The organism is Patulibacter minatonensis DSM 18081, assembly GCF_000519325.1.
GTDB lineage: Bacteria > Actinomycetota > Thermoleophilia > Solirubrobacterales > Solirubrobacteraceae > Patulibacter > Patulibacter minatonensis.
Window position 1 is genome coordinate 1,901,237 of the sequence record NZ_KI912613.1, and the last position, 22,213, is coordinate 1,923,449.

The following is a 22,213-nucleotide window of genomic DNA, read 5'->3' on the forward strand; positions in this document are numbered from 1 at the left end:
GGACGACCGCCGGCCTACGGCGAGACCGTGACGCCCCGGGGCAGGCCGTCGTCGTCGGGGCTGGGCAGCGGGAACCCGGGCGGCGGGATCTGGCTGTAGTCGGGGGAGGACACGACCGGCGGCTCCGGCGGCGCGAAGGGGAGCGAGATCCCCGGGAGCTCGTTGCGGAGCGGGTTGACGCGCACCGGGGGCGAGTCGGGGCCGAGGGGCGTCGCCACCTGCACGACCTGCTGCTCGCCGTCCCGGTCGAAGAACGTGACCGTCGCCGGCGAGATCGTCGAGAGGACGACCACGCCGTCGGTCGAGGGCGTGAGCGGGCGGTCCACCTCGCCGCGGCGACTGACCACCGGATCGCGGACGCCCTGCGGCAGCGCCGCGATGATCGTCCCCTGGGTGTCCGTCCCCATCCCGAGGAAGATGCCGAACCGCAGGAACGCCGAGGTGCGGGTGCACGTCACGCCGCCGCCCTCCCGCGGGTCGGGGATGAGCGGGTCGGGGGCCCAGAGGCACTGTCCGGCGGCGTTGCCGTAGAGGTACGCGGTGCTGCCGTCGGGGAGCGGGACCGCGTGCCCGCGCGTGATCTTCGGGCCGTCGGGACCGAGGACGTCGCGGGCGAGCGTCTGCGACCGCGCGTAGTCCGGGAGGACGACGAGCGGCGTCCTCAGCGCGAGCGGCGCGCCGTACGCCCGGCCGGTCCCGGGGCCGCTCCCGCCGGCCACGAGCAGGGCGACGACGAGCACGGCCACCAGCGCGACCGACCCGAGGGCCGCGATCGGGCGACCGAGGCGGAGCGGGCGGCCCGCCGGGCGCGTGCGGGCCCGCTCGCGGGTGGGTTCCCGGACGCCGGCGGGCAGGGGCGACACCTCGAGACGGCCGGCCGCGGCCTCGGCGGCCGCGTGGCGCAGGTGCCGCTCCAGGGCGTCCGCGAAGTCGGGCATGGGGCGCTGTGTGGTGCTCATCGTTCCTGTCCCAGGAGGGAGCGGATGCGGGCGAGTCCGCGGCTGACCTGCTGCCGGGTCGCCTGCTCGGAGATGCCGAGGTCGCGCGCGATCTCGGCGTAGTCGCGGTCGTCCAGCACGCGCTGACGGATCGCGGCCTGCTGTGCCGGGGGGAGGTCGGAGAGGACGTCGAGCGCGGGCCCGTCGTCCGCGGTCAGGAGCGCGTAGGCGTCGCGGTCCCGGTCGGTGGGGCGCGGTGCGGTGGCCAGCAGCCGGTCGCGACGATGGCGGTCGCCGGCGGTCCGGCGGTGCCCGTCGATCAGCTTGCGCGACGCGATCTGCAGGAGCCAGAGCCGCGCGTCGGGGTACGTCGCGTCGTAGGACGCCCGGTGGCCGAGCGCCGCCAGGAACGTGTCGGACGCGACGTCCGCGGCGGTGTCGGCGTCCGCGCCCTTCTTCGCGCAGAACCGCAGGAGCGCGTCGACGTGGCGCCGGTAGAACGTCGCGAAGGACTCGACCGGGTCGAGCACGTCGTGGAGGAGCTCCGCGTCGCTCGGTGGGTCCGGGGGCGGCACGGATCAGGAACGGACGGGCGTCCCGGTTTGTGACGGGACGGGACGGTCGTCCGGGGCCGGTCGGCGGACGCCGGTCGCTCCCTGGGGTGCACGCTCCACCCCGTCGGGTTCGGCGCCGGGGGGCGGGGGCCTTCCGGCCGGCCGGTGTTCTGCGCGGGGCGGCCGGCGGCGGCCGGCCCCGCTCCGCGCGCCGGCGGGGCGTCAGTCGTCGGCGCCGTGCCCGCCGTGGCGGCGGCCGTGGTCGTCCGAGGCGCGCGAGCTCGAGCGGTCGTCGGACGAGCGGGAGCGCGAGCGGGACGAGCTGCGGTCGTCGGAGCCCGAGCGGTGGTGGCGGCCGTGGTGGCGGTGGCGCTTGCGGTGCTTCGCGGTCGTCGCGGTGGAGGGCGTCGTCGCCGTCGTCCCGGCGGTCGTGGTCGTGGTCGCCGTGGTGGTCGCGCCGCCGCGGTCGTCGCCTGCGGGGTCGTCGGCGCCGTGCTTGGCCATGGCCGCGGCCGGGACGGCGAGTGCGGCGACGGCGAGGGCGGTGGCGATCTTCGGGAAGTGGTGCATCAGGTGGCTCCTCGTGGTGGTGTCCGGTGACCGTCACTGTGCGCCCCCGGCGGTCCCGGTCTCAACGCGACGTTGGTCGCACCCGGACCGGGACCGCCGGCCGCGGCTGGGACCATCGTCCGAGTCCGCGGCCGTCCGGGGTGCGGGTCCGGCAGGATGGACGGTGGTGCCGCCCGCGTCCCGAGAGCCCCGCGCCCCGCGCCGACCGCCCGGCACCGCGTCGGCGGTGCTGCGGTTCATGGCGGGCAGCCTCGCCGCGGTCCTCGTGATCGTCGTCGGCGGGTTCTTCGCGCTGCGCACCGTCACGCTCGACGAGGCCAAGCGGGACACGAAGGAGCGCGTGATCGGCGAGGGCCGGCTCGTCCAGTTCGCCGGGCTCTCCGACGGCCTGCTCCGCGGCGACCCGAAGGCGATCGCGAAGCTCGACGACGTCGTCCAGTCGCAGATCCTCGGCCGGTCGATCGTCCGGGTGAAGGTCTGGACCCGGGACGCCCGCATCCTCTACTCCGACGAGCCACGGCTGATCGGCCGACGGTTCACGCTCGGCGACGAGGAGCAGGAGCTCTTCACGACCGGGGGCGCGGAGGCCGAGCTCAGCGACCTCTCCGAGCCCGAGAACGTCTACGAGCGGCCGCAGGGCGAGCTGCTCGAGGCGCACACCCGGGTGCGGCTCCCCGACGGCACCCCCGTCCTCTTCGAGATCTACCAGCGCTTCTCGTCGGTGACGGCGAGCGGCGAGCGGATCCTCGGGACGCTGGCCCCGCCCCTGATCGGCGGGCTCGTCGTCCTCCTGCTGTTCCAGGTGCCGCTCGCGTGGAGCCTCGCGCGCCGGCTGCGCCGCGGGCACGAGGAGCGCGAGGGCCTCCTGACCGCGGCGATCGACGCCTCCAGCCAGGAGCGCCGCCGGATCGCGGCCGACCTCCACGACGGTGCCGTCCAGGACCTGGCGGGCGTCGCGTTCGGGCTCGCCCCGCTCGCGGAGGAGGCCCGCCGCGCCGGCGACGCCGAGCGCGCGTCCGCGCTGGACGACAGCGTCGGCCGCCTGCGCCAGGGCGTCCGGGACCTCCGGACGCTGCTCGTCCAGATCCACCCGCCGACGGTCGCCGCGACCGGCCTGCACGCCGCGCTGACCGACCTGTTGAGCCCGCTCCACGCCGCCGGGATCGCGACCGAGCTCGAGGTCGACGACGCCGTCGCCGCCGGCACCCGCCACGACGAGCTGCTCTACCGCGCCGCCCGGGAGGCCGTCCGCAACGCGCGCGAGCACGCCTCGCCCTCGACGGTCCGCGTGCACGCCCGCACGACCGACGCCGGCGGCGTCTCGCTCGTGGTCGCCGACGACGGCAGCGGCTCGACCCCGGCCCAGCGTCAGGGCCGCCGCGCCGAGGGGCACCTCGGGCTGCAGCTGATCGACGACCTCGTCCGGCAGGCCGGCGGCACCTCGACGCTCGACTCCGTCCCGGGCCGCGGCACCACCCTCACCCTGGAGCTCCCCGCATGACCGTCACCGTCCTCGTCGCCGACGACCACGGGGTGATCCGGGACGGCCTCGGGCGCCTGATCTCCGGGCTCGACGGGCTGGAGCTCGTCGGCACCGCCGCCGACGGGCAGCAGGCCGTCGACCGCGTCGTCGAGCTCGGGCCCGACGTCGTCCTGATGGACCTCGACATGCCCGTGATGGACGGGATCGAGGCCACCCGGCGGATCGGCGTCGAGCGCCCCGGCACCGCGGTGCTGGTCCTGACCGCGTTCTCCGACCGCCGCCGGATCCTCGGGGCGCTCGAGGCCGGCGCGTGCGGCTACCTGCTGAAGGACGCGTCGTCCGACGAGGTCGGGGAGGGCATCCGCGCCGCGGCGCGCGGCGAGTCGCCGCTCGATCCGCGGGCCGCCCGGACCGTGCTCGCCGCCCGCAGCGAGCCCGACCCCCTGGAGAACCTGTCGCCCCGCGAGCGCGACGTCCTCGCCCTGCTCGTCGAGGGACTGCCGAACAAGCTGATCGCGCTGCGCCTGCAGATCAGCGAGAAGACGGTGAAGTCCCACCTGACCCGCGTCTTCCGCGAGATCGACGTCACCGACCGCACCCAGGCGGCGCTCTGGGCGGAGCGCCGCGGCTTCACGGGCGACCCCGACCGGTGAGGCGCCGCGCGACGAACGTCGCATTGCGGCCGGGACCGGTCGCGCGCCACCATCGACCGGTGCCGTCGATCCCGCGTCCCTCCCGTTCAGCCGCGACGGCGTCGCTCGTCGCGCTGGCCCTCGGGCTCGCGGCGCCGGCGGCGCACGCGAAGCACGGCGGCGACGACCGCGGCGGGAGCGGTCGCGGCGGAGGCGAGAGCCGCACGCGGTCCTCGGCCGGGTGCGGCCGCGCCGCGCGGGCCGATCTCGACCTCCGGGGCCGCGACGGGTCGATGCGGTTCCGGTACGAGCTGCAGCGCGGCCGGGCCGGCGAGTCGTGGCGGGTCGTCGTCGTCCAGGAGGGGCGCGTCGTCTGGCGCGGCACCCGCCGGATCAGCCGGTCGGGGCGGTTCGAGGTCCGCCTGACGCTGCGGGACCTCCAGGGCGCCGACCGCGTCGACGTCCGCGCCGGCGGCCCGCGCGGGACCTCGTGCGCCATCGGGGCGACGCTGCGGGACTGAGGGCGCCGGACGAGGACCCGGACGAGGGGTCCGCGGGCGCTCCGGATTCAGCCCACGGGGCACCCGGGTTGTGGGTCGCCCACAGCTCCCGGATGTGGCGTGCAGCAAGGCCCACAGGGCGTTTTCGTGTGCCTATAGTGGCGGCCGGATGGCGACGTCGGCACTCCCCCAGCACGACCGCGAGGCCCTCCGGGACACGGCCGAGGACGCCCGCCTGCAGCGCCGCACCGCGCTGTGGTCGCTGGCCGCCGCGGCGGTCCTCGTCGTCCTGAAGCTCGGCACCGGGCTCCTGACCGGCAGCCTCGCGCTCGTCTCCGCGGGGATCGAGTCGTCGGGGGACGTGATCGCCGCGTTCCTCACCCTGCTCGCGATCCGGATGGCGCTCCTGCCCGCCGACCGCGACCACAACTACGGGCACCGGCGCGCCGAGAACATCGCCGCGCTGGGCGAGGCCGCCATCGTCTTCGTCGGCGGCTCGATCATCGCGTTCGAGGCCGTCCGCCAGCTGATCGAGGGCGGGCACCACGTCGACGCCTCCTGGTACGTCTTCGTCGTCATCGGCCTGGCGCTGATGATCGACGTCAGCCGGATCGTCGTCTCGCTCCGGGCCGCGAAGCGCTGGGGCAGCGCGGCGTTCCGCGCCAACGCCTTCAACTTCGCCGGCGACCTGGCGGGCTCCGTCGCGGTGCTGATCGGCCTCGGGCTCGTCGCCGCGGGCTTCGAGCAGGGCGACGCGCTCGCCGCCCTCCTGGTCGCCTGCGTCATCTTCTTCGCCGTCGGCCGCCTCGCGTTCGAGAACGTCCGGGCGCTCATGGACTTCGCCCCCGAGGACTCGCGCCGGGCGATCGAGGACGCGATCGCCGAGGCCGCCCCCGACGCCGAGCTGCGCCGCCTGCGACTGCGCGAGGTCGGCGGCCAGGTCTTCGCCGACGTCACGCTCGGCGTCTCGCCTGCCACGACGGTCGCCGCCGACCACGAGACCGCCGACCGCGTCGAGGCGGCGGTCCGGGCCGTGGTGCCGTCCAGCGACGTCGTCGTGCATGCGGAGCCGCGGATGGCCGGCGCGGACCTCCGCGAGCAGGTGCTCGCCACCGCGCTGACCGACCCCGACGTCAAGGACGCCCACGACATCGCGATCTACACCGACCGCGGGGACGCGATCGTCGCGCTGCACCTGAAGCTCGACGCCGACAGCACGCTGAAGGCCGCGCACGACGCCGCCGAGCGGGTCGAGTCCGCGATCGCCGCGCTCCGGCCCGGGGTGCGGGCGGTCCACACGCACCTCGAGCCGATCGAGCACCCCGTCGCCCTGCTGCACGAGGGCAGCGAGCACGGGGCCGAGGCCGACGGGCTGCACGACACGGTCCGCCGCCTCCTGGGCACCGAGCCGCTCGAGTGCGACCTGCGGGAGACCGACGTCGGGCCGGTGCTGTTCCTGACGGTCGCCACCGACGCGACCGCCGGGCTGCTCGCCGCGCACGACCTGGCCAGCGAGCTGGAGCGCGACCTGCGGATCGCCCACCCGCGTCTTGCGGACGTCGTGGTGCACACGGAGCCGGGCGTCCCGGCGGGGTAGGCCGAGCGCGTCGCCGGGGGCCGAGGCCCCCGGCGACGCGCACGTGCGCTGGGACGGGACGTCACCGGTGATCGGTACGCGTCCGTAGAACGCACGGGCCCGCGGTGTTGTGACAGGTCACCGAAAAAGATCTTCGGCCGCCGACCGTGGGGATCCCAGGATCGGGTAGCGACCCGGTGGCCCCGGATCCGGTGCACGCCGGGTCCGGTACGTGTCCCCTGGACCGTCCGAGTCGGTGGGCCGCTCCTCCCCGGGGCGGCCCACTGCCGGGTGGGTCGCCGCGGCGCGCAACCACGCTCCTGGCACGTCGCCGTGCGGTTGCTGGCGCGCTGCCGCGCATCGCCCGGGACTTCCGTCGCAGCCGCGGATCCCGGCCGTCCGGCGGGGCTAGCGTCGCGGTCATGCGCACGCACCGAACCCTCGTCCCCGCCGTCCTGGTCGCCGGCGCGCTCGCCGTCGCCGGGTGCGGCAGCGACGACTCGTCGACCACCTCCACGTCGTCCGGGAGCGCAGGCACCACGCCGGCCCGGACGACCGACCACGCCGCCGCCGGCCACGACACGACCGCCGTCCCCGCCTCCGGCGGCACCCCCACGGCCGTGAAGGGCGGCAAGGTCACGATCGACGCGTCGGAGTTCAAGTTCGCGCCGACGTCGATGACGGCGAAGGCCGGGAAGCTCACGATCGAGATGAACAACATCGGCAAGGTCGAGCACGAGCTCGTCCTGCTGAAGACGACGCAGAAGGCCGACGGCCTGAAGGTCACCGGCGGCCGGGTCAGCGAGGACGACTCCGTCGGCGAGGTCTCGGAGACCGCGGGCGGCAAGGCGAAGTCGCACACCTTCACGCTGAAGCCCGGCACCTACGTCTACGTCTGCAACATCCCGGGCCACTACATGGACGGGATGCGCGGCACGCTCGTCGTCCAGTAGGCCCGACGCCGGCCCGGGCGCCCCGCGACGCCCAGGCCTTGACCTAGGAGAGTCAGCGGTGCGTCGTCGTCGACCGCTTCGTCCTCCGCGCCTTCTTCTTCTTCTTCGTGGGGGTCGCCTTCCGGTCGAAGGTGACCTTGCCCGTCCACGCGTAGGTCTGGGTGCAGGTCGTTCCGTCGCCGCTGCCGCAGTCGCCGGGCGGGGCCTCGTCGACGGGGAGCAGCACGGTCTTCGTGAACGACCGGCGCCGCAGCTCCGCGTCGGTGACCTTCGTGAAGCCGGTCAGCGGCTCGGCGGACTCCTCCGCCTGACCCACGCCCGCGCCGGAGAGGATCACGTCGTGCCAGAAGTCCTTCGGGTGGCACGCGGACGAGCCGTCGCCGCCGCCCGTCAGGGTGGAGAACCCGTTCGTCGCCTGCGCCAGGACCTGGACACCGCCGGCCTTCGTGCGCACCAGCCGCACGCCGCCGTCGGTGACCGTCCCGCCACCGCCGCCGGGGACGCCGAGACGGCCGAGCGAGCCGTCGCCCTCGCAGTCGTCGGTGCCGTCGGGCTGGTGCGACGTGATCTTCCAGTCGCCCGTGGCGCCGGAGCCCTTCGTCGTCGCGGGGAAGCCGACCGTCGAGCGGTTCGCCCTGGCCGGGATCAGCACGTTCCGGTAGACGGAGGTCCAGCGGAAGGTCGAGGTCGTGGTTCCCGACGCGCCGTCGGTCGTCGACTGGTTCCGGGCGTAGCTGCCCGACCCCTGGAAGGTCACGGTGTAGGTGGCTGCGGTGTCGAAGCCGGTACCGGACGTCCTCTGCGAGCCGGAGGCGGCTGACGCGGTGGAGGGGACGGCGGCGAGGGCGAGGGCGGCGACGAGCGTCGCGCTCCGGCGTGCGGGCACGGGTGGTCCTTGCGTACGGGGTGAGCGGGCAGCCTCCCAACGGCCCGCCGACGTGTCCACGACGCCGGGGAGGCCCGTGCGCCCGGTCGACGTCGACGCGCCAGAAGACGGCGGGCGCGCCGCGTCCTGCCGACGGAGGGCGGTCGGAGTGCACCGAACGGGCCAGCCCGGTGGGCCGTCGTCAGTCCCGGCGGGCCGCCGCCTGCACCCGTCGCATCCCCGCGATCCACCGGTCGTGGTCCCCGGTGCGGCGCTGCTCGAACGTCGCGACCTCGGGGTGGGGGAGGAGCAGGAAGCGCTCGTCGCGCAGGCCGGCGACGACGACCTCCGCGACGTCCCCCGGCGACAGCACGTCGCCCGCGCCACGCACCACCGACGCCGCGGTCGAGGGGCCGCCGGCGTCCGCGAACCCGTCGTTCAGCAGCGGGGTGTCGACGCCCATCGGGCAGAGGCAGCTCACCCGCAGCCCGCGGTCGCCGTAGGTCACGGAGAGCCACTCCGCGAACGCGACGGCGGCGTGCTTCGACACGCTGTAGGGCGCCGAGCCGACCTGGGTCAGCAGCCCGGCGGCCGACGCGGTGGAGAGGAAGTACCCGTGGCCGCGCTCCAGCCAGCCGGGGACGAGCAGCCGGGCGGCGAGGACGTGCGCCCGGACGTTCACGCCGAGCGCCAGGTCCCACACGTCGTCGGGGGACTGCTCGTCGGTCCCGACCGCCACGCCGGCGTTGGCGCAGAACAGGTCGACCGGTCCGTACGCGTCCTCGGCCGCGGCGATCGCGTCGGCGACGGCGGACTCGTCGGTCACGTCGCAGGCGACGCCGCGGGCGCGGTCGCCGAACGGCGCGGCGACCGCCCGGGCGCCCTCGCCGTCGAGGTCGGCGACGACCACCCCCCGCGCGCCGTCGGCGAGGAACCGCTCGGCCATCGCCCGGCCGATGCCCGAGGCGCCCCCGGTGACGACGACGACCCGGTCCGCGATCTCCATCGGCCGATCCTAGGTCAACGTGCCGCGACCTCCGCGAGCGTCGGGTAGTCCGTGTAGCCCTCGGGACCGCGCGAGTAGAACGTGTCCTCGTCCGGGGTGTTCAGCTCCGCCCCGGTGCGCAGGCGCTCGGGCAGGTCGGGGTTCGCGAGGAAGTCGCGGCCCACGGCGATCAGGTCGAGCGTGCCGTCGGCGACGAGCGCGTCCGCCTTCGCGTAGTCGTACGCCTCGCCGAACCCGTGGTTGCCGATCAGCGTGCCGCTCCAGCGCTCGCGGGCGAAGCGGGTCTTCGGCAGCGACTCGTCGGGCGCGGGCTCCAGGACGTGGAGGTACGCGAGGCCGATCTCGGCGAGGCCGGTGATCAGGAGGTCGTACGTCTCCTCCCAGCCCTCGTCCTGCATGTCGTTGAACGGGTGCTCGGGGGAGATCCGGATGCCGACCTTCTCCTTGCCGATCGCGTCGGCGGTCGCCCGGGCGACCTCGAGCACGAAGCGGACGCGGCCGGCGGCGTCGGTGCCGTAGCCGTCGGTGCGGGTGTTCGTGTTCGTGCCGAGGAACTGATGCAGGAGGTAGCCGTTGGCGGCGTGGAGCTCGACGCCGTCTCCGCCGGCGGCGGCGATCCGCTCCGCGGCCTGGACGTAGTCCTGCTTCAGGCCCTCGAGCTCGTCGGTCTCCAGCTCGCGCGGCTCGACGTACGGGACCATCCCCTCCGGCGTCCAGACCTCGCCGTTCGCGAGCACCTTCGACGGGGCGACGGGCGTGACGCCGTCGGTGTAGTGCGGGTGCGCGACGCGGCCGCAGTGCATGAGCTGGACCCAGAGCCGGCCGCCCTTCCCGTGGACGCGCTCGGCGACCTGTCGCCAGCCCTCCTGCTGGGCGTCGGTGTGGACCCCGGCGATGTCGAGGTAGCCGTGCCCGACCGCGGCGGGCGAGCTGCCCTCCGAGATCGTGATCGCCGCGGTCGCGCGCTGCCCGTAGTACTCGGCGTTGATCTCGGCCGGCACCGTGCCGACCGCGCGGTTGCGGGTCAGCGGCGCCAGGGCGATGCGGTGGGGCAGCTCCAGGCCGGGGGCGGAGTAGGGCGAGAAGAGGTGGTCGTACGGCATGCGGGGTCCTCGGAACGGGGGCGGGGGCGCGTCGCCCTCGGCTACCCGTCGAGCGGGCACCGACTCGTTGACGACGCAATCGTCCGCGGACCGTGGCACATCGCGCCCGGGACCCCGGCGGGATGGGGCGGGGGGCCGACCGCCGGGGCACGGCGCGGGTGGCGCCCGGCCGATCGCGCCGTTCAGCGCGTGCGCAGGCCGTCGAGCGCGAGCGAGAGGATCCGCTCGGTCTGCTCGGCGTCGGCGGTGCGGATGCCCGCGATCCCGCCGATCATCTTCGCGACGTCGATGAACGTCGCGTCGGGGCGAGCCTCGCCGGCCTCCTGGGCGCGCTGGAGCAGGGGCTCCCCGGAGTCGATCAGGACGCCCGCGCAGCGCTGGAAGACCTCGGAGTCGCGATCCATGTACTCGACGAGGGCGTCGCCGATGGCGCGCTTGGTGACCGCGTAGGCGGCGAACCGGCGCAGCCAGGTCTCGAGGGCGTCCCACGGGCCGAGCCCGTCGAGGCCCTCGGTGCGGGACATCGCCTCGACCTCCTCGAGGTACACGGTCTCGAGCAGGTGCTGGCGCGTCGGGAAGTTCCGGTGCAGCGTGGCGCTGCCGACGCCGGCCCGGCGGGCGACCTCCTCGAGCGATGCGGCGCCGTCCTCCGTGAACGCCTCACGGGCCGCCGCCACGAGCTTGTCGTAGTTGCGGCGGGCGTCCGCGCGCATCGGTCGCTGGGGAGTCTCGGCGGGGCTGCTCATGGTCGTGTGCGCACCAGCACTTGCTAAGTGGGGTGGTCCTCCGTATCTTAACTGGGGCGGCCCCCCAGTTCTGTTCCCGGCGGTACCGGGGTGCCACACCACTTTAGCGCTTCCCACGCGTCCAGAAGGACCAGTCCATGACTCCCCTCCGCAGTCGCGGCGACGGGGCGACCGGCAGCAACGCCGTCCTCGCCCTGATCGTCGTCTCCTACCTCATGATCATCCTCGACGCCTCGGTGGTGATCACGGCCCTGCCGGACATCCAGCGGGCGCTCGGGTTCTCCGACACCGGGCTCTCCTGGGTCCAGAACGCCTACACGCTCGCCTTCGGCGGGCTGCTCCTCCTCGGCGCCCGCGCGGGCGACATCCTCGGCCGCCGCCGCATGTTCATCTGGGGCATCGCGCTGTTCACCGCCGCGTCCTTCGTCGCGGGCCTGGCCGAGTCCTCGACCTGGCTCCTGATCGCCCGTGCGGTCCAGGGCGCCGGTGCCGCCGTCGCCGCACCGGCCACGCTGTCGCTCCTGATGGTGAGCTTCCGCGAGGGCACCGAGCGCGTCCGCGCGATGGCGGCCTACAGCGCCGCGGCCAGCGCCGGCGGCAGCCTCGGGCTCGTGCTCGGTGGCGTCCTGACGACCTGGGTCTCCTGGCGCTGGGGCCTCTTCATCAACGTGCCGATCGGCATCGCGATGGTCGTCCTGGCCCCGCGGCTCCTGCCCGAGACGCCGCGGAACCACGGCGTCTTCGACCTGACGGGCGCGATCACCTCGACCGCCGGCATGTCCTCGCTCGTCTACGGCTTCGTCCGCGCGGCCTCCGACGGCTGGGGCGACACCGGCACCCTGATCGCGTTCGCCGCGGGCGTCCTGCTGCTCGCCGCCTTCGTGCGGACCGAGCGCCGGGCCGTCCAGCCGATCACGCCGCTGCGCCTGTTCCGCGACCGCCGCCGGACGGGCGCGCTGGTCACCCGGATCTTCGTCGTCGGCGCGATGTTCTCGACGTTCTTCTTCATGACCCAGTACCTGCAGGGCGTGCTCGGCTACACCGCGCTCGACGCCGGCCTGGCGTTCCTCCCGATGACCCTCGTGATGTTCGGGATGATCCGGCTCGTCCCGCGCCTCGTGGCCCGCTTCGACGGCGCGCACCTCGTGATCGCGGGGCTCGCGACCGCGCTCCTCGGCCTCGCGTGGCTCAGCCGCATCGACGACGGCACGGGCTACCTGCCCGGCATCGCGGTCCCGCTCGTCCTGATGGGCACCGGCATGGGGATCGCCTTCGGGCCCCTGACGACCGCCGGGATCGCCGGCGTCGCGGAGGCCGACGCGGGCGCGGCCTCCGGGCTCGTGAACGTCGCGCACCAGCTCGGCGGCTCGCTCGGCATCGGGATCATGGTCACGATCTTCGCCTCCGCGAGCCGCGCGGCCGCCGAGCATCCGGTCGTGGGCGGTCCCGCGGCCGAGGCCCGGCACGAGCTCGCCCACGCGGTCGGCGTCGCGATGACCGGCGCGACGATCTCGATGGCGCTCGGGCTCCTGATCGCCGTGCTCGTGATGCGGCGGCCGGCGCCGGCCACCGCCCCCGTGGTCGGGTCGGCGTCGCCGGCGCGCTGAGGTCCGCGGGCCGGACCGGGAGGTCCGGGCCGACGGCACCTCGGGGCCGGCCGACATCGGCCGGCCCCGGCGGCCGTCGCGGGCGGCGGTGCTCCGCGGGGGCGTCCGCTCCCGTCAGTCGATCGCCGGCGGCGACCGCAGGTGCTCGTAGACGATCGTGGTCTCGACGTCCGAGATCTCCGGGCGCTCGGTCAGCCGGTCGATCACGAAGGCGTAGGGCCCGTCGGTGTCCGGGGCGGCCACGTGGAGCAGGAAGTCCCGCCCGCCGCTCGTCACGAACACGCCAGCGCGCGGACCCGCTCGAGCGACGTGGACGGCGCGACGTGCGTGGCGGCCGCCAGGTCGCGGTTCGTCCGGCGTGCATCGTTCGACAGCTCCCTCAGGAGGGCACGGTCGAGCGCATCACGTTCCATCCGAGCGACTCGAGGCGAACGACGTACGACGTTCGCCGTCCGAGCCGAATTCGTGCCTGTGTTGGCCTCCATGCGGCGAACGGCGAACTGCGACGGCGGGCCGGGCCCCGGCGGGTCCCCGGAGGCGCCGGGGCGGGGTCCCGTCGCCGTGCTCGCCGCCGCCGCCCTGTGGGGGACGGTCGGTCCGGCGCAGGCGCTCGCGGACCCGCGGATCGGCCCGGCCGCGGTCGGCGTCGGCGGGCTCGCGCTCGGCGTCCTGGCCGGCGGGTGCGACGGCGCCTACGCGGTCGCGGCCACGTGCCTCTCCCGGACCGCGGCGGACCAGGGCGGCGCGGTCGCCGTGACCCTCCTGCTCGGCGCGGCGACGCTCGGCGCGCTGCTCCTCCTCGCGGGGGTCGCGCTCGATGCGCTCCCGGGGCGTCGGCGTGCCGGTCCCGTCACCGCCTGACTCCGTCGTCCGTCCACGCTCTTCTTGCAATACCTGACGGGATTTGGGTATATTCCGTCGCGGTCAAGAGTGCCAGCGCGAAGCCCCGGCTCGCTGGCCGGCAACCCTCCACCGCGGTGGGGTGCCCCGGGTGAACGACCAGGCCGCGCAGGCCGACGGAGTCCTGCGCACGCAAGCGCGGACCCTCACGGGTCCCGGACCACACGGAGACCCCATGAGCACGATCGAGACCACCGCCCCGCACGCCGTCGACGCCCGCCGCGCCGAGGACCCGCGCGCCGACCGCACCCAGCCGTCCGCTGCCGACCTGCCGCTCCTGCCCGTCGTCGGCGGCGACCTGCGGGTCCCGCTGCTCGACGGCAGCACGGTCCGTTTCGCGAACCTCGACTACGCCGCGACCGCCCCGGCGCTCCAGACCGTCGCCGACCGCGTCGCGAAGGTCCTCCCGTTCAGCGGCAGCGTCCACCGCGGTGCCGGGCTGCCGTCGCAGGTCAGCTCTGCGCTCTACGAGGCCGCCCGCCGCCGCGTCGGGCAGGCGCTCGGTGCCCGCCCCGAGGACCACGTCGTGTTCACGCGCAACACGACCGAGGCGACGAACCTCCTCGCCTCCTGCGTCCCCGCCACGGGCGACGTCGTGACGCTCGACCTCGAGCACCACGCCAACCTCCTCCCGTGGCACCGCGCCGGCACCGGCCACCGGTACGTCGAGCACGCCGACACGATCGACGCGACCTTCGACCGCCTCGAGGCCGAGCTCCGCCGCCGCCCCGTCGCGCTCCTCGCGCTGACCGGCGCCTCGAACGTCACGGGCGAGCTCCTCCCGGTCGAGCGCGCCGCCGACCTGGCCCACGCCCACGGCGCGCGCCTCTTCGTCGACGCCGCCCAGCTCGCGCCGCACCGGGCCATCGCCCTGCGCGACCTCGGCGCCGACTACCTGGCGCTCTCCGGCCACAAGCTCTACGCCCCGTACGGCAGCGGCGTCCTCGTCGGCCGTGCGGACTGGCTCGACGCTGGGGAGCCGTACCTCGCCGGCGGCGGCGCCGTCCGCGAGGTCACGACCTCGTCCGTCGAGTGGGCGAGCGGCCCGGCCCGCCACGAGGCCGGCACCCCGAACCTCGTCGGCGCCGCCGCGATCGCCGCCGCGTTCGAGGCGCTCGGTGCCCTGGAGGACGACGCGCGCGAGTCCCACGAGGAGGCGCTCCGCCGTCGGGTGCTGGACGGCATCGCCGGGATCGACGGCGTCGAGGCGCTCCGGATCTGGGAGGGCGACGGCGAGGCGATCGGCGTCGTCGCGTTCGCCGTCGAGGGCTACGCGCCCGGCCACGTCGGCGCGTACCTCTCCGCCGAGCACGGCATCGGGGTCCGCGACGGCCGCTTCTGCGCGCACCCGCTGCTCGCCCGCTTCGGCCGCCCCGAGGGCGCGCTGCGCGCGAGCTTCGGCGTCGGCTCCCGCACCGAGGACGCCGACCGCCTCGTCGAGGCCCTCCGCCGCCTGGTCGACGAGGGCCCGCGGCACTTCTACTGCGAGACCGCCGGCGGCTGGGTCCCCGAGCGCGACACCCGCGACCTCGCCGCCTGGACCGGTCTGGACCTCGGCCTCGAGGGCGCGGCCCCGGCGACGCGCTCGCCCTGCGGCAACGGCTAGTACCGCTTCTTCAGCTTGACCGTCTTCGTGACGGTCGCGGTGTTGCCGGCCGTGTCCTTCAGGGACAGGGTCAGCGTGGCGGAGACCTTCGAGCCCTTCTTGATCTTGATGAGCTTCTTGACCGCGCTGTCGCTGCCGCGCGGGATGGTCTGCTCGACGAAGCCGCCGCCGGAGTTGTAGAGGTCGCCGGCGCGGATCGACTTCGCCGCGACGATCGACTTGCCCTTGCTCTTGACGACGAGCTTCGCCGTGTAGGTGAGGTCCTCGCTCGGGTCGGCGCTGAAGACGATGCCCTGGCCGAGCACCGAGTCGATCGTGTTCAGCGTCGTGTTGATCTTCAGCACGGCGCTCGGGGGCGTCGTGTCCGGGGTCGTGGGGGCTGGGTCCTGGGCGAGGGCGACCGCCGGGACGAGGAGGACGGCGCCGGCGGCGGCGAGGAGCGGGTTCTTGAGCACGGGCGGATCCTGCACGGCGTGGGCCCGCGGCACGACCGGGTGGGGACCCGGGTGTTTTGGCGGGCGCGCGCTGGCGTGGTCGGGTCCTCGGCGCAGATCGCCGACCGGCTGCGCGAGTATCTCGACGCGAGCCTCGACCACCTCGTGCTCCACGGCTCGTCCCCGAGCCGGCTGCGCCCGGTCGCCCGCGCCACCCCGCCGGCGCGGTGGACCTGGCGGCGCGGTGAGGCCCCGGGCAGGCCGATGCTGCGTTGTCGTCGCGGAGCGACGCGAACGCAGCATCGGTCGGCACCGGCAGCGACCGTCGCCCTGACCGCGACTCCGGCACCGATCCCGGCCGCGGCGCCCGCCCGATCGGGCGGGCGCCGCCTGCCGACGCGTCGGGCGCCCGCTCGCCTACCGGATCCGGAACGCGTCGCTGCGCCGGACGAGCTTCGGGGTGCCGTCGGACGGGCGGACCTCGAGGATCACCCGGGCGCGGAGCGTCTTCCCGCGCCGCGTCCGCAGCAGGGCGCGCGCGACGGCGCCCGGCCGCAGCCGGACCTCGTGGGCGCCGGCGCCCACGGTGCGCCGCGACGTCACGGCGGTGATCGTGCGGGCCCGCGAGCGGCCCGCGCGGGGGAGCGCGATCTCCAGGCGGACCTCGACCCGGGAGGCCTCGCGGACTCGGATGCTCGCGGTGACGCCCTTCGACGTCAGCGTCGCCGCGCGGACCGTCTCGGGCACGTCGACGGTCGTCCTCCCCGTCGGGCCGGGCGTCCCGCCACCACCCCCACCGGCGGGCGGGGGCGTCGTCGGCGGGATCGTCGTGCTGCCGCCCGGCGCGCTGCCGCCCGGGGTACCGCCGCCGCCCGTGTCGGGCTGCTGGACGCGCGTGATCGCGACCGTCGACGGACGCGGGAGCGCCGGGGCGGTGCCGCCGCCCTTGCTGCCGTCGGGCCACCAGCTCGTGTAGGTCGCGGGCTGCCCGTACGTCGCGTTGGCCGGGCCGGTCTCCTCGCCCGGGTGCTGGACGTTGACGAACAGCGTCGAGCCGTCGGTCGAGAAGTACGGGCCGGTGCCCTCGGCCTCGATCGGCATGTTCGCGAAGCGGTACGCGATGCCGGCGTTCGGGCCCGAGCGCGGGATCATGAACACGGCGTTGTTGCCGTGGTACGCGTAGTAGGCCTTCTGGCTGGAGCTGCCCTTCAGCGAGCTCGACGAGATGTCGGTGACGACCCAGAGGTTGTTGGAGTCGTCGAAGACGAGGTTGTCGCAGGACGAGAAGCCCTGCTCGCCGACGTCGTCACGGCCGGTCTGGCCGCCCTCGGCGTAGTCCTCCCACGTGAACGTCGCGGCGGTCGGGTCGTTGTTCTGCTCGCGCAGCTTGCGGACCGCGCCGTGCTGGTCGTTGACGGACGAGTTGTTCGTGAACGACACGTAGACGGTGCCGTCGACGTCGACCTCGACGTCCTCCGGGCGGTTCGTGGCGAAGTACTTGTCGTAGTCGGTGCCGAACCTCTTGCGGAGGTGCGCGGCGGTGTCGACGAGCTCCGACTCGGCCACGAGGACCCACTCGCCGGTGCCGGACGTGGCCGTCAGCAGGCCGGAGCCGTCGGCGTTCTTGAAGCGGCGGCGGCCCTCCGGGGACCACTTCGCGACGTAGAGCTGGCCTTCGGTGAGGATCTTCAGGTTCTCCTCGCGGCGGCCCGCGACGAACTTCCGGCTCGAGACGAACTTGTAGACGCCCTCGTTGGCCTTGTCGTCACCCATGTAGAGCACGAAGCGCTTGCCGGCGACGTGCCGGAACGCGGTGTTCTCGTGGCGGAACCGGCCCAGCGCGGTGTGCTTGCGCGGCGTCGAGGACGGGTCGTAGGGGTCGTGCTCGACGACCCAGCCGTAGTTCGCGTGCGTCGTCTGGAGGTAGGTCCCGCCCCAGCCGTAGGTGAAGCCGCCGGGCGCCGGCACGGGGCCGTAGTCCTGGTAGTTCTCCTCGCAGGACAGGGTGGTGCCCCACGGGGTCGTGCCGCCGGAGCAGTTGGCGATCGAGCCGTCGATCTGGTTCGGGCGGTCGGCGCTCTGGCCGACACGGACGAGGGTGCCGTCGGGCAGTGCGGCCGCGGCGGCGCCGCGCAGCGGGCCGGTGACGTCGCACGCGGGCGAGTCGCCGGAGATCCTGCGGTTGTACGGCGACGGCGAGACGACCTGCCACAGGCCGTCCGCGTCGCGACGGACGTGGACGATCGAGTTGCCGACCGACGCCTTCTCGAGCGCGATGTCCCCCGCCGTCTTCGTCGCGGCCGTGGTGTGGCCGTGCTGGAAGAACGGGCCCGGGTACTCGTGGTTGACGAACAGCAGGGCCTCCTCGGGCTTCCCGTCGATCGGCAGGAACGCGAGGAAGTCGTTGTTGAACCCGTAGCGGTACGTCGTGCCGTCGGTGTTCGCGAACTCGTCGTCCCACGAGATGACGATGTCGGCGCGGTAGCCCTCGGGGACCTCGAACCGGTCGGCCGAGGACGCGGCGATCGCCCGGAAGTCGGAGAACGGCGTGGGCGGGCCGGCGGCGACGGCGCTGTCGCCCATCAGCGAGGTGGCGCCCGTGGCGTCGAGCGCGGCGGCGGCCATGGTGCTGGCGCCGGCGATCGCGACCCCGCGGACGAACCCGCGGCGGGTGTGGGACGCCGGCGACGGCGCGTCGGAGGCGTCGGTCGTGTCGGTCGTGATCGGGGACCCGTGGAGGTCGCCGGTGAGGTCGTCGGCGTCGGTGCGTGCGGACGCGGCGTGCGGATCGGTCATGGGGCTCCTGCGTGAGGGGCGGGGCGCTGAGGGCGTCCCCGGACGACGGGAATGAGTCCCGTCCTGGCGCGTGAACGCTAAGCGGGCGCACGACCGGCGGTGTGAACGGACGGTGAGCGACGAGGAATCGGGTGGGCCGGACTACCGTGTCCGGCGATGGCCCGCGCGACGCCCACCCCCGAGCGCGCCGACGTCGTGGTCGTCGGCGCCGGGTCCGCCGGGTGCGTCGTCGCCGCCCGGCTGGCCGAGGAGTCCGACCGCTCGGTGCTGCTGCTCGAGGCCGGGCCCGTGTTCGCGGACGAGGCGACCTACCCCGCCGACCTCCGCGACGAGCGCACGTTCCCGCAGGACCACCTCTGGCACTACGACGGGTTCCACCACGAGGACCTGGACGGTGTCGCATCGCCGATCGCCCGCGGGCGCGTGCTCGGCGGGTCGGGCGCGGTCAACGGGATGATCTGGCAGCGCGGGCTGCCTGAGGACTACGACTCCTGGGGCGTTCCCGGGTGGGGCGCGGCCGACCTGGCGCCCGTGTTCGACCGCCTCGAACGCGACCTCGACCACGGGGACGCGACGGGGCGCGTGCCGGTGCGGCGGCTCGGCCGCGACCACTGGGCCCCGGCGCACGTGCGGTTCCACGACGCGCTGCGCGACCTCGGTGCTCCGGCGAACCCCGACCTGCTGCGGCCCGAGCACCAGGGGGTCGGGCCGTTCGCGCGCAACAGCGACGACGGACGGCGGATGGGGGCGGCGCTCGCGTACCTCCTGCCCGCGGCCGGCAGGCCGAACCTCGAGGTCCGGGGCGACGTCCAGGTCGTGCGGGTCGTCGTCCGGCACGGGCGGGCCGTCGGCGTCGACGTCCGGGAGGACGGGCGCGAGCGGCGGATCGCGGCCGGGCAGGTCGTGCTGTCCGCCGGCGCCGTGGAGACGCCCCAGCTGCTCGTGCACTCGGGCATCGGCGACGCGAGCGAGGTCCGGGCGCTCGGGATCGACGTCGCCGTCGACCTGCCGGGCGTCGGGCGCGGACTGCACGACCACCCGTCGGTCGTGTCCACCGTGCGGCTGCGGAAGGAGGTCCGCGCGTGGGACCTGCGGTGCCTCGTCGGGCACGTCCACACGTCCGCGCGCGCCGCGGCCGAGGGGCGTCGCAGCGATCTGCAGACGCTCGTGATGTCCGGGCCGTACGTCGGCAACAACGGCGGGGCGCTGCCCCACGCGGCCGACCCGGAGATCGTGGACGTGGTCCAGAACCCGATCCTCTACGCGCCCGAGAGCCGCGGGCGGATCGAGGTCGTGGGCGCCGACCCGGACGTCCGGCCCCGGATCCGCTACCGCTACCTCGAGGCGGAGATCGACCGGGAGCGCCTGCGCGAGGCGGTGCGCCGGACCGCCGACGTGTGGGCGTCCCCGGCGTTCGCGGAGCTGATCGCCGACGACGCGGGGGCGGCACCGCCGGACGTGCTGGACGACGACGCCCGCCTCGACGCATGGGTCCGCGCGAACCTGCAGAGCACGCTCCACGGCTGCGGGACCTGCCGCATGGGGCCGGACGACGATCCGGGCGCCGTCGTCGACCCCGGCTGCCGGGTCCGCGGCGTCGACGGGCTCTGGATCGCCGACCTCTCGGTGATCCCGCGGGCCCCGTGCGCAGCGACGAACGCGACCGCGATGGCGGTGGGGGAGCAGGTGGCGGACCGCCTCTGAGCGGTCCGGTGATCAGGCCCTGCGGCGCCCCGCGCCGCCTGCTCCTACACAGGCATCGTCCTCCTGCTGCTGGTCCTCCGCCACGGCGTAGCGCGTCGCGGGCCCGGTCCCGGTCCGCACCACGCGGCCGGTGTCCACCGCCTCGCCCAGGAACCGCGTCAGCTGCGCGGGCAGGCACCACGGGTCCAGGCGGAGCGCGGTGCGCAGGCGTCGCGCCCCGAGCGGCACGCCGGCGCTCTGCAGGCACGCGACGAGGTCGTCGACCGTGACGTCCTCGAGCTGCCGGTGCGGCTCAGGCACGACGACCCCTCCCGGGCGTGGCGGTCCGGCGGTCGCCCGGGGCCGGGACGCCCCTGGGTCGCATGGCTGTCTGGTGCCTCATGACCCCTAGTCGGGGCGGGCGGCGGTGTTCCCCCCTGCGGATCGCGGGGGCGGGGTCAGCCTGCGCCGGCCTCGCTCTCCCGGCATACGACCGGGATCGCGCGGGACAGCTCCTCCGGCCGCGCTACCGCACGCTGCGCGTCGTCGACGTCGCCGCCGTCGTCCGCGTCGCCGCGATCGTCGTCGTCAGCCTCAGACCGCGCTTGCCGCGCGTCCTGAGCTTCGCGGTGAAGCGCCCGCCCTTGCCGACCTTCGCGGTGGCGGCGCTGACCTTCTTGCCCTTCGCGGTCAGACGCAGCGAGACCTTCGCGCCCTTGAGCTTCGCGGCGACGCTGCCCGAGACGACGACGCGGCCGCCGGAGCGCCGGGCGTCGACCTTCAGCGCCGCCTTCGGCTTCTTCGTGCCGTTGCCGGAGCCGGGCTTCGTCGTCCCGCCGCCGGGGCCGGAGGAGGCCGCGGTCCGCTCGACCGTCTCGCAGTTCGGGGAGACGACGTCCCCGGCGTCGGCGAGGACCTTGTCGGTGCCGACGCCGCAGTCGATCGTGTCGGCCTCGCCGTCGCGGGCGTCGATCGTGTCGTTGCCCTGCGGCAGCGAGCACGACTCGAAGAGGCCGCAGTCGGGCGTGGCCTTGTCGGCGTAGACGACGTCCCGGCCGGGGCCCGGGGTGATCGTGTCGTTGCCGTAGCCGCCGTCGATGCGGTCGTCGCCGGCGCCCGCGTCGATCGTCTCGTCGCCGTTGCCGCCGGTCACCTCGTCGTTGCCGCCGAGGGTCGCGATCGTCGACGGGCCGAGGTCGACGTTCGCGTAGATCTCGACCTGGTCGTCGGCGTCGGAGTAGCGGAACGAGCCGGAGACGTTCGACGTCTGGCGCTCGACGTTCCGGACGTCGTCGCCCTCGCCGGGCCGTCCGTCGTTGGCCTGGCCGTCGAGCGAGATCGCGATCGGGACGTTCCTGTCGCGCTGCGCGCTGGTCCATCCGGCGACGCGGTCGACGCCGGCACCGCCGTCGATGAGGTCGGCGAACGGGCCCTTGTTGCCCTCGTCGCCGTCCAGCGTGTCGTTGCCGTCGTCGCCGTAGAGGAGGTCGGTGCCGGCGTTCCCGTTCAGGACGTCGTCGCCGGCGCCGCCGTGGAGCTCGTCGGCGTCGTCGCCGCCCCGGAGCGTGTCGTTCCCCTCGTCGCCGAAGAGCACGCCGACGCCGGTGCCCTTGACCGGGGCCTTCAGCGTGTCGTCGCCCGCGCCGCCGTGGACCTCGACGCGGTTGGCGATCGTGTCGCCGCTGGGCTGGCTCGCGGTGTCGTTGCCGTCCCCCAGGTCGATCCGGATCGTGCCGATGACGCCGGTGCAGACGTAGGTCTCGTTGCCGGGCGTGCAGCGCGGGTCGTTCGCGAGGACGGTGTTGCCGTAGTCCCCGATGACGATGCCCTCGGTGCCGTACTCGCGGGAGTAGAAGACGCCGTTCTGCTCTCCCGGCGCGGCGGTGTAGGTGAGGTTCGGGCCGTCGAGCGTGACGGTGCCGGCGGATGCGGTCGCGGGGACGGCGAGCGCGGCGAGGCCGAGGACGACGGGGGCGGTGCGGCGCAGGGCGCGTGGTGCGGGGCGGGTCACGGTGGTGCTCCTTCAGCGGGGTCGGTTGATGCACCGCAATCTGCTCGCCGGTCCCACCCCGCGCACCGGGACGGCACCCCGGAAACGACCCGGGTCCCGGCCGCCGGGGGGACCCCGGGAGGGAAAGGACGGGCACCGGGGCGGCCCGCGGACCCGTGTCGGTGGCGCGCCGGACGCCGGCCGGCGATCGGCCGGGGTGGAGCTCCCACCCCGGATCCGGGCGGGGCCGGGCCCCTCCCCGGGATCGTCC

General features: G+C 75.0%; 20 protein-coding genes, 1 pseudogene and 1 riboswitch. Of the genes and pseudogenes, 9 read left to right on the top strand and 12 right to left on the bottom strand.

Annotation, left to right across the window (positions count from 1 at the left end):
* Positions 1 to 14: 14 nt before the first annotated feature.
* The 3 genes from PATMI_RS0108690 to PATMI_RS0108700 all read right to left on the bottom strand — a co-directional run bounded on the left by PATMI_RS0108690 (position 15) and on the right by PATMI_RS0108700 (position 2,062).
* On the bottom strand, positions 15 to 959 hold the full coding sequence (locus PATMI_RS0108690; protein WP_157260679.1) for a hypothetical protein: 945 nt from the start codon (positions 957 to 959) through the stop codon (positions 15 to 17).
* A complete protein-coding gene (locus tag PATMI_RS34170) occupies positions 956 to 1,513 on the bottom strand; it encodes an RNA polymerase sigma factor (RefSeq protein ID WP_051471237.1) in 558 nt (185 codons plus the stop codon). The genes PATMI_RS0108690 and PATMI_RS34170 overlap by 4 nt, the downstream gene beginning before the upstream one ends.
* A 201-nt stretch (positions 1,514 to 1,714) precedes the next feature.
* A complete protein-coding gene (locus PATMI_RS0108700; protein ID WP_026910614.1) occupies positions 1,715 to 2,062 on the bottom strand; it encodes a hypothetical protein in 348 nt (115 codons plus the stop codon).
* 166 nt (positions 2,063 to 2,228) lie between these two features.
* On the opposite strand from PATMI_RS0108700, the gene PATMI_RS0108705 reads away from it, so the two are divergent.
* The 5 genes from PATMI_RS0108705 (at position 2,229) to PATMI_RS34175 (ending at position 7,206) form a co-directional block, all read left to right on the top strand.
* Complete coding sequence (locus PATMI_RS0108705; protein ID WP_026910615.1) at positions 2,229 to 3,563, top strand: sensor histidine kinase; 1,335 nt, start codon at positions 2,229 to 2,231, stop codon at positions 3,561 to 3,563.
* The gene (locus PATMI_RS0108710; RefSeq protein WP_026910616.1) at positions 3,560 to 4,198 is read left to right on the top strand and encodes a response regulator; all 639 of its coding nucleotides are present in this window, start codon (positions 3,560 to 3,562) and stop codon (positions 4,196 to 4,198) included. Before PATMI_RS0108705 ends, PATMI_RS0108710 begins: the two co-directional genes overlap by 4 nt.
* Positions 4,199 to 4,257: 59 nt before the next feature.
* The gene (locus PATMI_RS0108715) at positions 4,258 to 4,698 is read left to right on the top strand and encodes a hypothetical protein (RefSeq protein ID WP_026910617.1); all 441 of its coding nucleotides are present in this window, start codon (positions 4,258 to 4,260) and stop codon (positions 4,696 to 4,698) included.
* Positions 4,699 to 4,846: 148 nt separating this feature from the next.
* Positions 4,847 to 6,274, top strand: coding sequence for a cation diffusion facilitator family transporter (locus tag PATMI_RS0108720; RefSeq protein WP_026910618.1), 1,428 nt, complete (start codon positions 4,847 to 4,849; stop codon positions 6,272 to 6,274).
* Between the two features lie 401 nt (positions 6,275 to 6,675).
* The gene (locus PATMI_RS34175) at positions 6,676 to 7,206 is read left to right on the top strand and encodes a plastocyanin/azurin family copper-binding protein (RefSeq protein ID WP_051471238.1); all 531 of its coding nucleotides are present in this window, start codon (positions 6,676 to 6,678) and stop codon (positions 7,204 to 7,206) included.
* 52 nt (positions 7,207 to 7,258) lie between these two features.
* Here the strand turns inward: PATMI_RS34175 and PATMI_RS0108730 are convergent, their stop codons facing one another.
* The 4 genes from PATMI_RS0108730 to PATMI_RS0108745 all read right to left on the bottom strand — a co-directional run bounded on the left by PATMI_RS0108730 (position 7,259) and on the right by PATMI_RS0108745 (position 10,926).
* Entirely contained in the window at positions 7,259 to 8,092 is an 834-nt protein-coding gene (locus tag PATMI_RS0108730; protein ID WP_026910619.1) for a hypothetical protein, read from the bottom strand.
* 181 nt (positions 8,093 to 8,273) lie between these two features.
* A complete protein-coding gene (locus PATMI_RS0108735) occupies positions 8,274 to 9,077 on the bottom strand; it encodes an SDR family oxidoreductase (protein WP_026910620.1) in 804 nt (267 codons plus the stop codon).
* A gap of 14 nt (positions 9,078 to 9,091) precedes the next feature.
* Positions 9,092 to 10,180, bottom strand: a complete 1,089-nt coding sequence (locus PATMI_RS28560; protein WP_036725543.1) for an alkene reductase — start codon at positions 10,178 to 10,180, stop codon at positions 9,092 to 9,094.
* A 182-nt stretch (positions 10,181 to 10,362) separates the two neighbouring features.
* Complete coding sequence (locus PATMI_RS0108745) at positions 10,363 to 10,926, bottom strand: TetR/AcrR family transcriptional regulator (RefSeq protein WP_026910621.1); 564 nt, start codon at positions 10,924 to 10,926, stop codon at positions 10,363 to 10,365.
* Between the two features lie 137 nt (positions 10,927 to 11,063).
* On the opposite strand from PATMI_RS0108745, the gene PATMI_RS28565 reads away from it, so the two are divergent.
* A complete protein-coding gene (locus PATMI_RS28565; RefSeq protein ID WP_036725546.1) occupies positions 11,064 to 12,533 on the top strand; it encodes an MFS transporter in 1,470 nt (489 codons plus the stop codon).
* Between the two features lie 114 nt (positions 12,534 to 12,647).
* Here the strand turns inward: PATMI_RS28565 and PATMI_RS38685 are convergent.
* Positions 12,648 to 12,946: pseudogene (locus PATMI_RS38685) on the bottom strand (Lrp/AsnC family transcriptional regulator).
* Between the two features lie 148 nt (positions 12,947 to 13,094).
* Between PATMI_RS38685 and PATMI_RS37910 the strand changes: the two are divergent.
* A complete protein-coding gene (locus PATMI_RS37910) occupies positions 13,095 to 13,394 on the top strand; it encodes a hypothetical protein (RefSeq protein WP_211241719.1) in 300 nt (99 codons plus the stop codon).
* A 61-nt stretch (positions 13,395 to 13,455) separates the two neighbouring features.
* Positions 13,456 to 13,578: riboswitch (SAM riboswitch) on the top strand.
* Positions 13,579 to 13,608: 30 nt separating this feature from the next.
* Positions 13,609 to 15,039: an aminotransferase class V-fold PLP-dependent enzyme gene (locus PATMI_RS28575; RefSeq protein WP_084269806.1), complete on the top strand. Its 1,431-nt coding sequence runs from the start codon at positions 13,609 to 13,611 to the stop codon at positions 15,037 to 15,039.
* Here PATMI_RS28575 and PATMI_RS0108780 read toward each other — a convergent pair.
* Both PATMI_RS0108780 and PATMI_RS34180 read right to left on the bottom strand, forming a co-directional pair.
* Positions 15,036 to 15,494 (bottom strand): hypothetical protein, encoded by a 459-nt coding sequence (locus PATMI_RS0108780; RefSeq protein ID WP_026910623.1) that lies wholly within the window; start codon positions 15,492 to 15,494, stop codon positions 15,036 to 15,038. The genes PATMI_RS28575 and PATMI_RS0108780 overlap by 4 nt on opposite strands.
* Before the next feature lie 396 nt (positions 15,495 to 15,890).
* On the bottom strand, positions 15,891 to 18,269 hold the full coding sequence (locus PATMI_RS34180) for a PhoX family protein (protein WP_051471239.1): 2,379 nt from the start codon (positions 18,267 to 18,269) through the stop codon (positions 15,891 to 15,893).
* 156 nt (positions 18,270 to 18,425) lie between these two features.
* Between PATMI_RS34180 and mftG the strand changes: the two genes are divergently transcribed.
* Positions 18,426 to 19,973 carry a mycofactocin dehydrogenase MftG gene (mftG, locus tag PATMI_RS0108790; protein WP_026910624.1) on the top strand — a complete coding sequence of 516 codons (1,548 nt, stop codon included), beginning with the start codon at positions 18,426 to 18,428 and terminating at the stop codon, positions 19,971 to 19,973.
* Between the two features lie 12 nt (positions 19,974 to 19,985).
* Here the strand turns inward: mftG and PATMI_RS0108795 are convergent, their stop codons facing one another.
* Both PATMI_RS0108795 and PATMI_RS0108800 read right to left on the bottom strand, forming a co-directional pair.
* Positions 19,986 to 20,273: a hypothetical protein gene (locus PATMI_RS0108795; protein WP_026910625.1), complete on the bottom strand. Its 288-nt coding sequence runs from the start codon at positions 20,271 to 20,273 to the stop codon at positions 19,986 to 19,988.
* Between the two features lie 205 nt (positions 20,274 to 20,478).
* Positions 20,479 to 21,963 carry a calcium-binding protein gene (locus PATMI_RS0108800; protein ID WP_026910626.1) on the bottom strand — a complete coding sequence of 495 codons (1,485 nt, stop codon included), beginning with the start codon at positions 21,961 to 21,963 and terminating at the stop codon, positions 20,479 to 20,481.
* Between the last annotated feature and the right edge of the window lie 250 nt (positions 21,964 to 22,213).

Excerpts from the sequence above, each read along its gene's own strand:
- PATMI_RS28565 (WP_036725546.1), top strand. The coding sequence starts at position 11,064 with ATGACTCCCCTCCGCAGTCGCGGCGACGGGGCGACCGGCAGCAACGCC.
- PATMI_RS28575 (WP_084269806.1), top strand. The coding sequence starts at position 13,609 with ATGAGCACGATCGAGACCACCGCCCCGCACGCCGTCGACGCCCGCCGC.
- PATMI_RS0108735 (WP_026910620.1), bottom strand. The coding sequence starts at position 9,077 with ATGGAGATCGCGGACCGGGTCGTCGTCGTCACCGGGGGCGCCTCGGGC.
- PATMI_RS34180 (WP_051471239.1), bottom strand. The coding sequence starts at position 18,269 with ATGACCGATCCGCACGCCGCGTCCGCACGCACCGACGCCGACGACCTC.
- PATMI_RS0108700 (WP_026910614.1), bottom strand. The coding sequence starts at position 2,062 with ATGCACCACTTCCCGAAGATCGCCACCGCCCTCGCCGTCGCCGCACTC.
- PATMI_RS0108745 (WP_026910621.1), bottom strand. The coding sequence starts at position 10,926 with ATGAGCAGCCCCGCCGAGACTCCCCAGCGACCGATGCGCGCGGACGCC.
- mftG (WP_026910624.1), top strand. The coding sequence starts at position 18,426 with ATGGCCCGCGCGACGCCCACCCCCGAGCGCGCCGACGTCGTGGTCGTC.
- PATMI_RS0108690 (WP_157260679.1), bottom strand. The coding sequence starts at position 959 with ATGAGCACCACACAGCGCCCCATGCCCGACTTCGCGGACGCCCTGGAG.
- PATMI_RS0108710 (WP_026910616.1), top strand. The coding sequence starts at position 3,560 with ATGACCGTCACCGTCCTCGTCGCCGACGACCACGGGGTGATCCGGGAC.
- PATMI_RS0108720 (WP_026910618.1), top strand. The coding sequence starts at position 4,847 with ATGGCGACGTCGGCACTCCCCCAGCACGACCGCGAGGCCCTCCGGGAC.
- PATMI_RS34175 (WP_051471238.1), top strand. The coding sequence starts at position 6,676 with ATGCGCACGCACCGAACCCTCGTCCCCGCCGTCCTGGTCGCCGGCGCG.
- PATMI_RS28560 (WP_036725543.1), bottom strand. The coding sequence starts at position 10,180 with ATGCCGTACGACCACCTCTTCTCGCCCTACTCCGCCCCCGGCCTGGAG.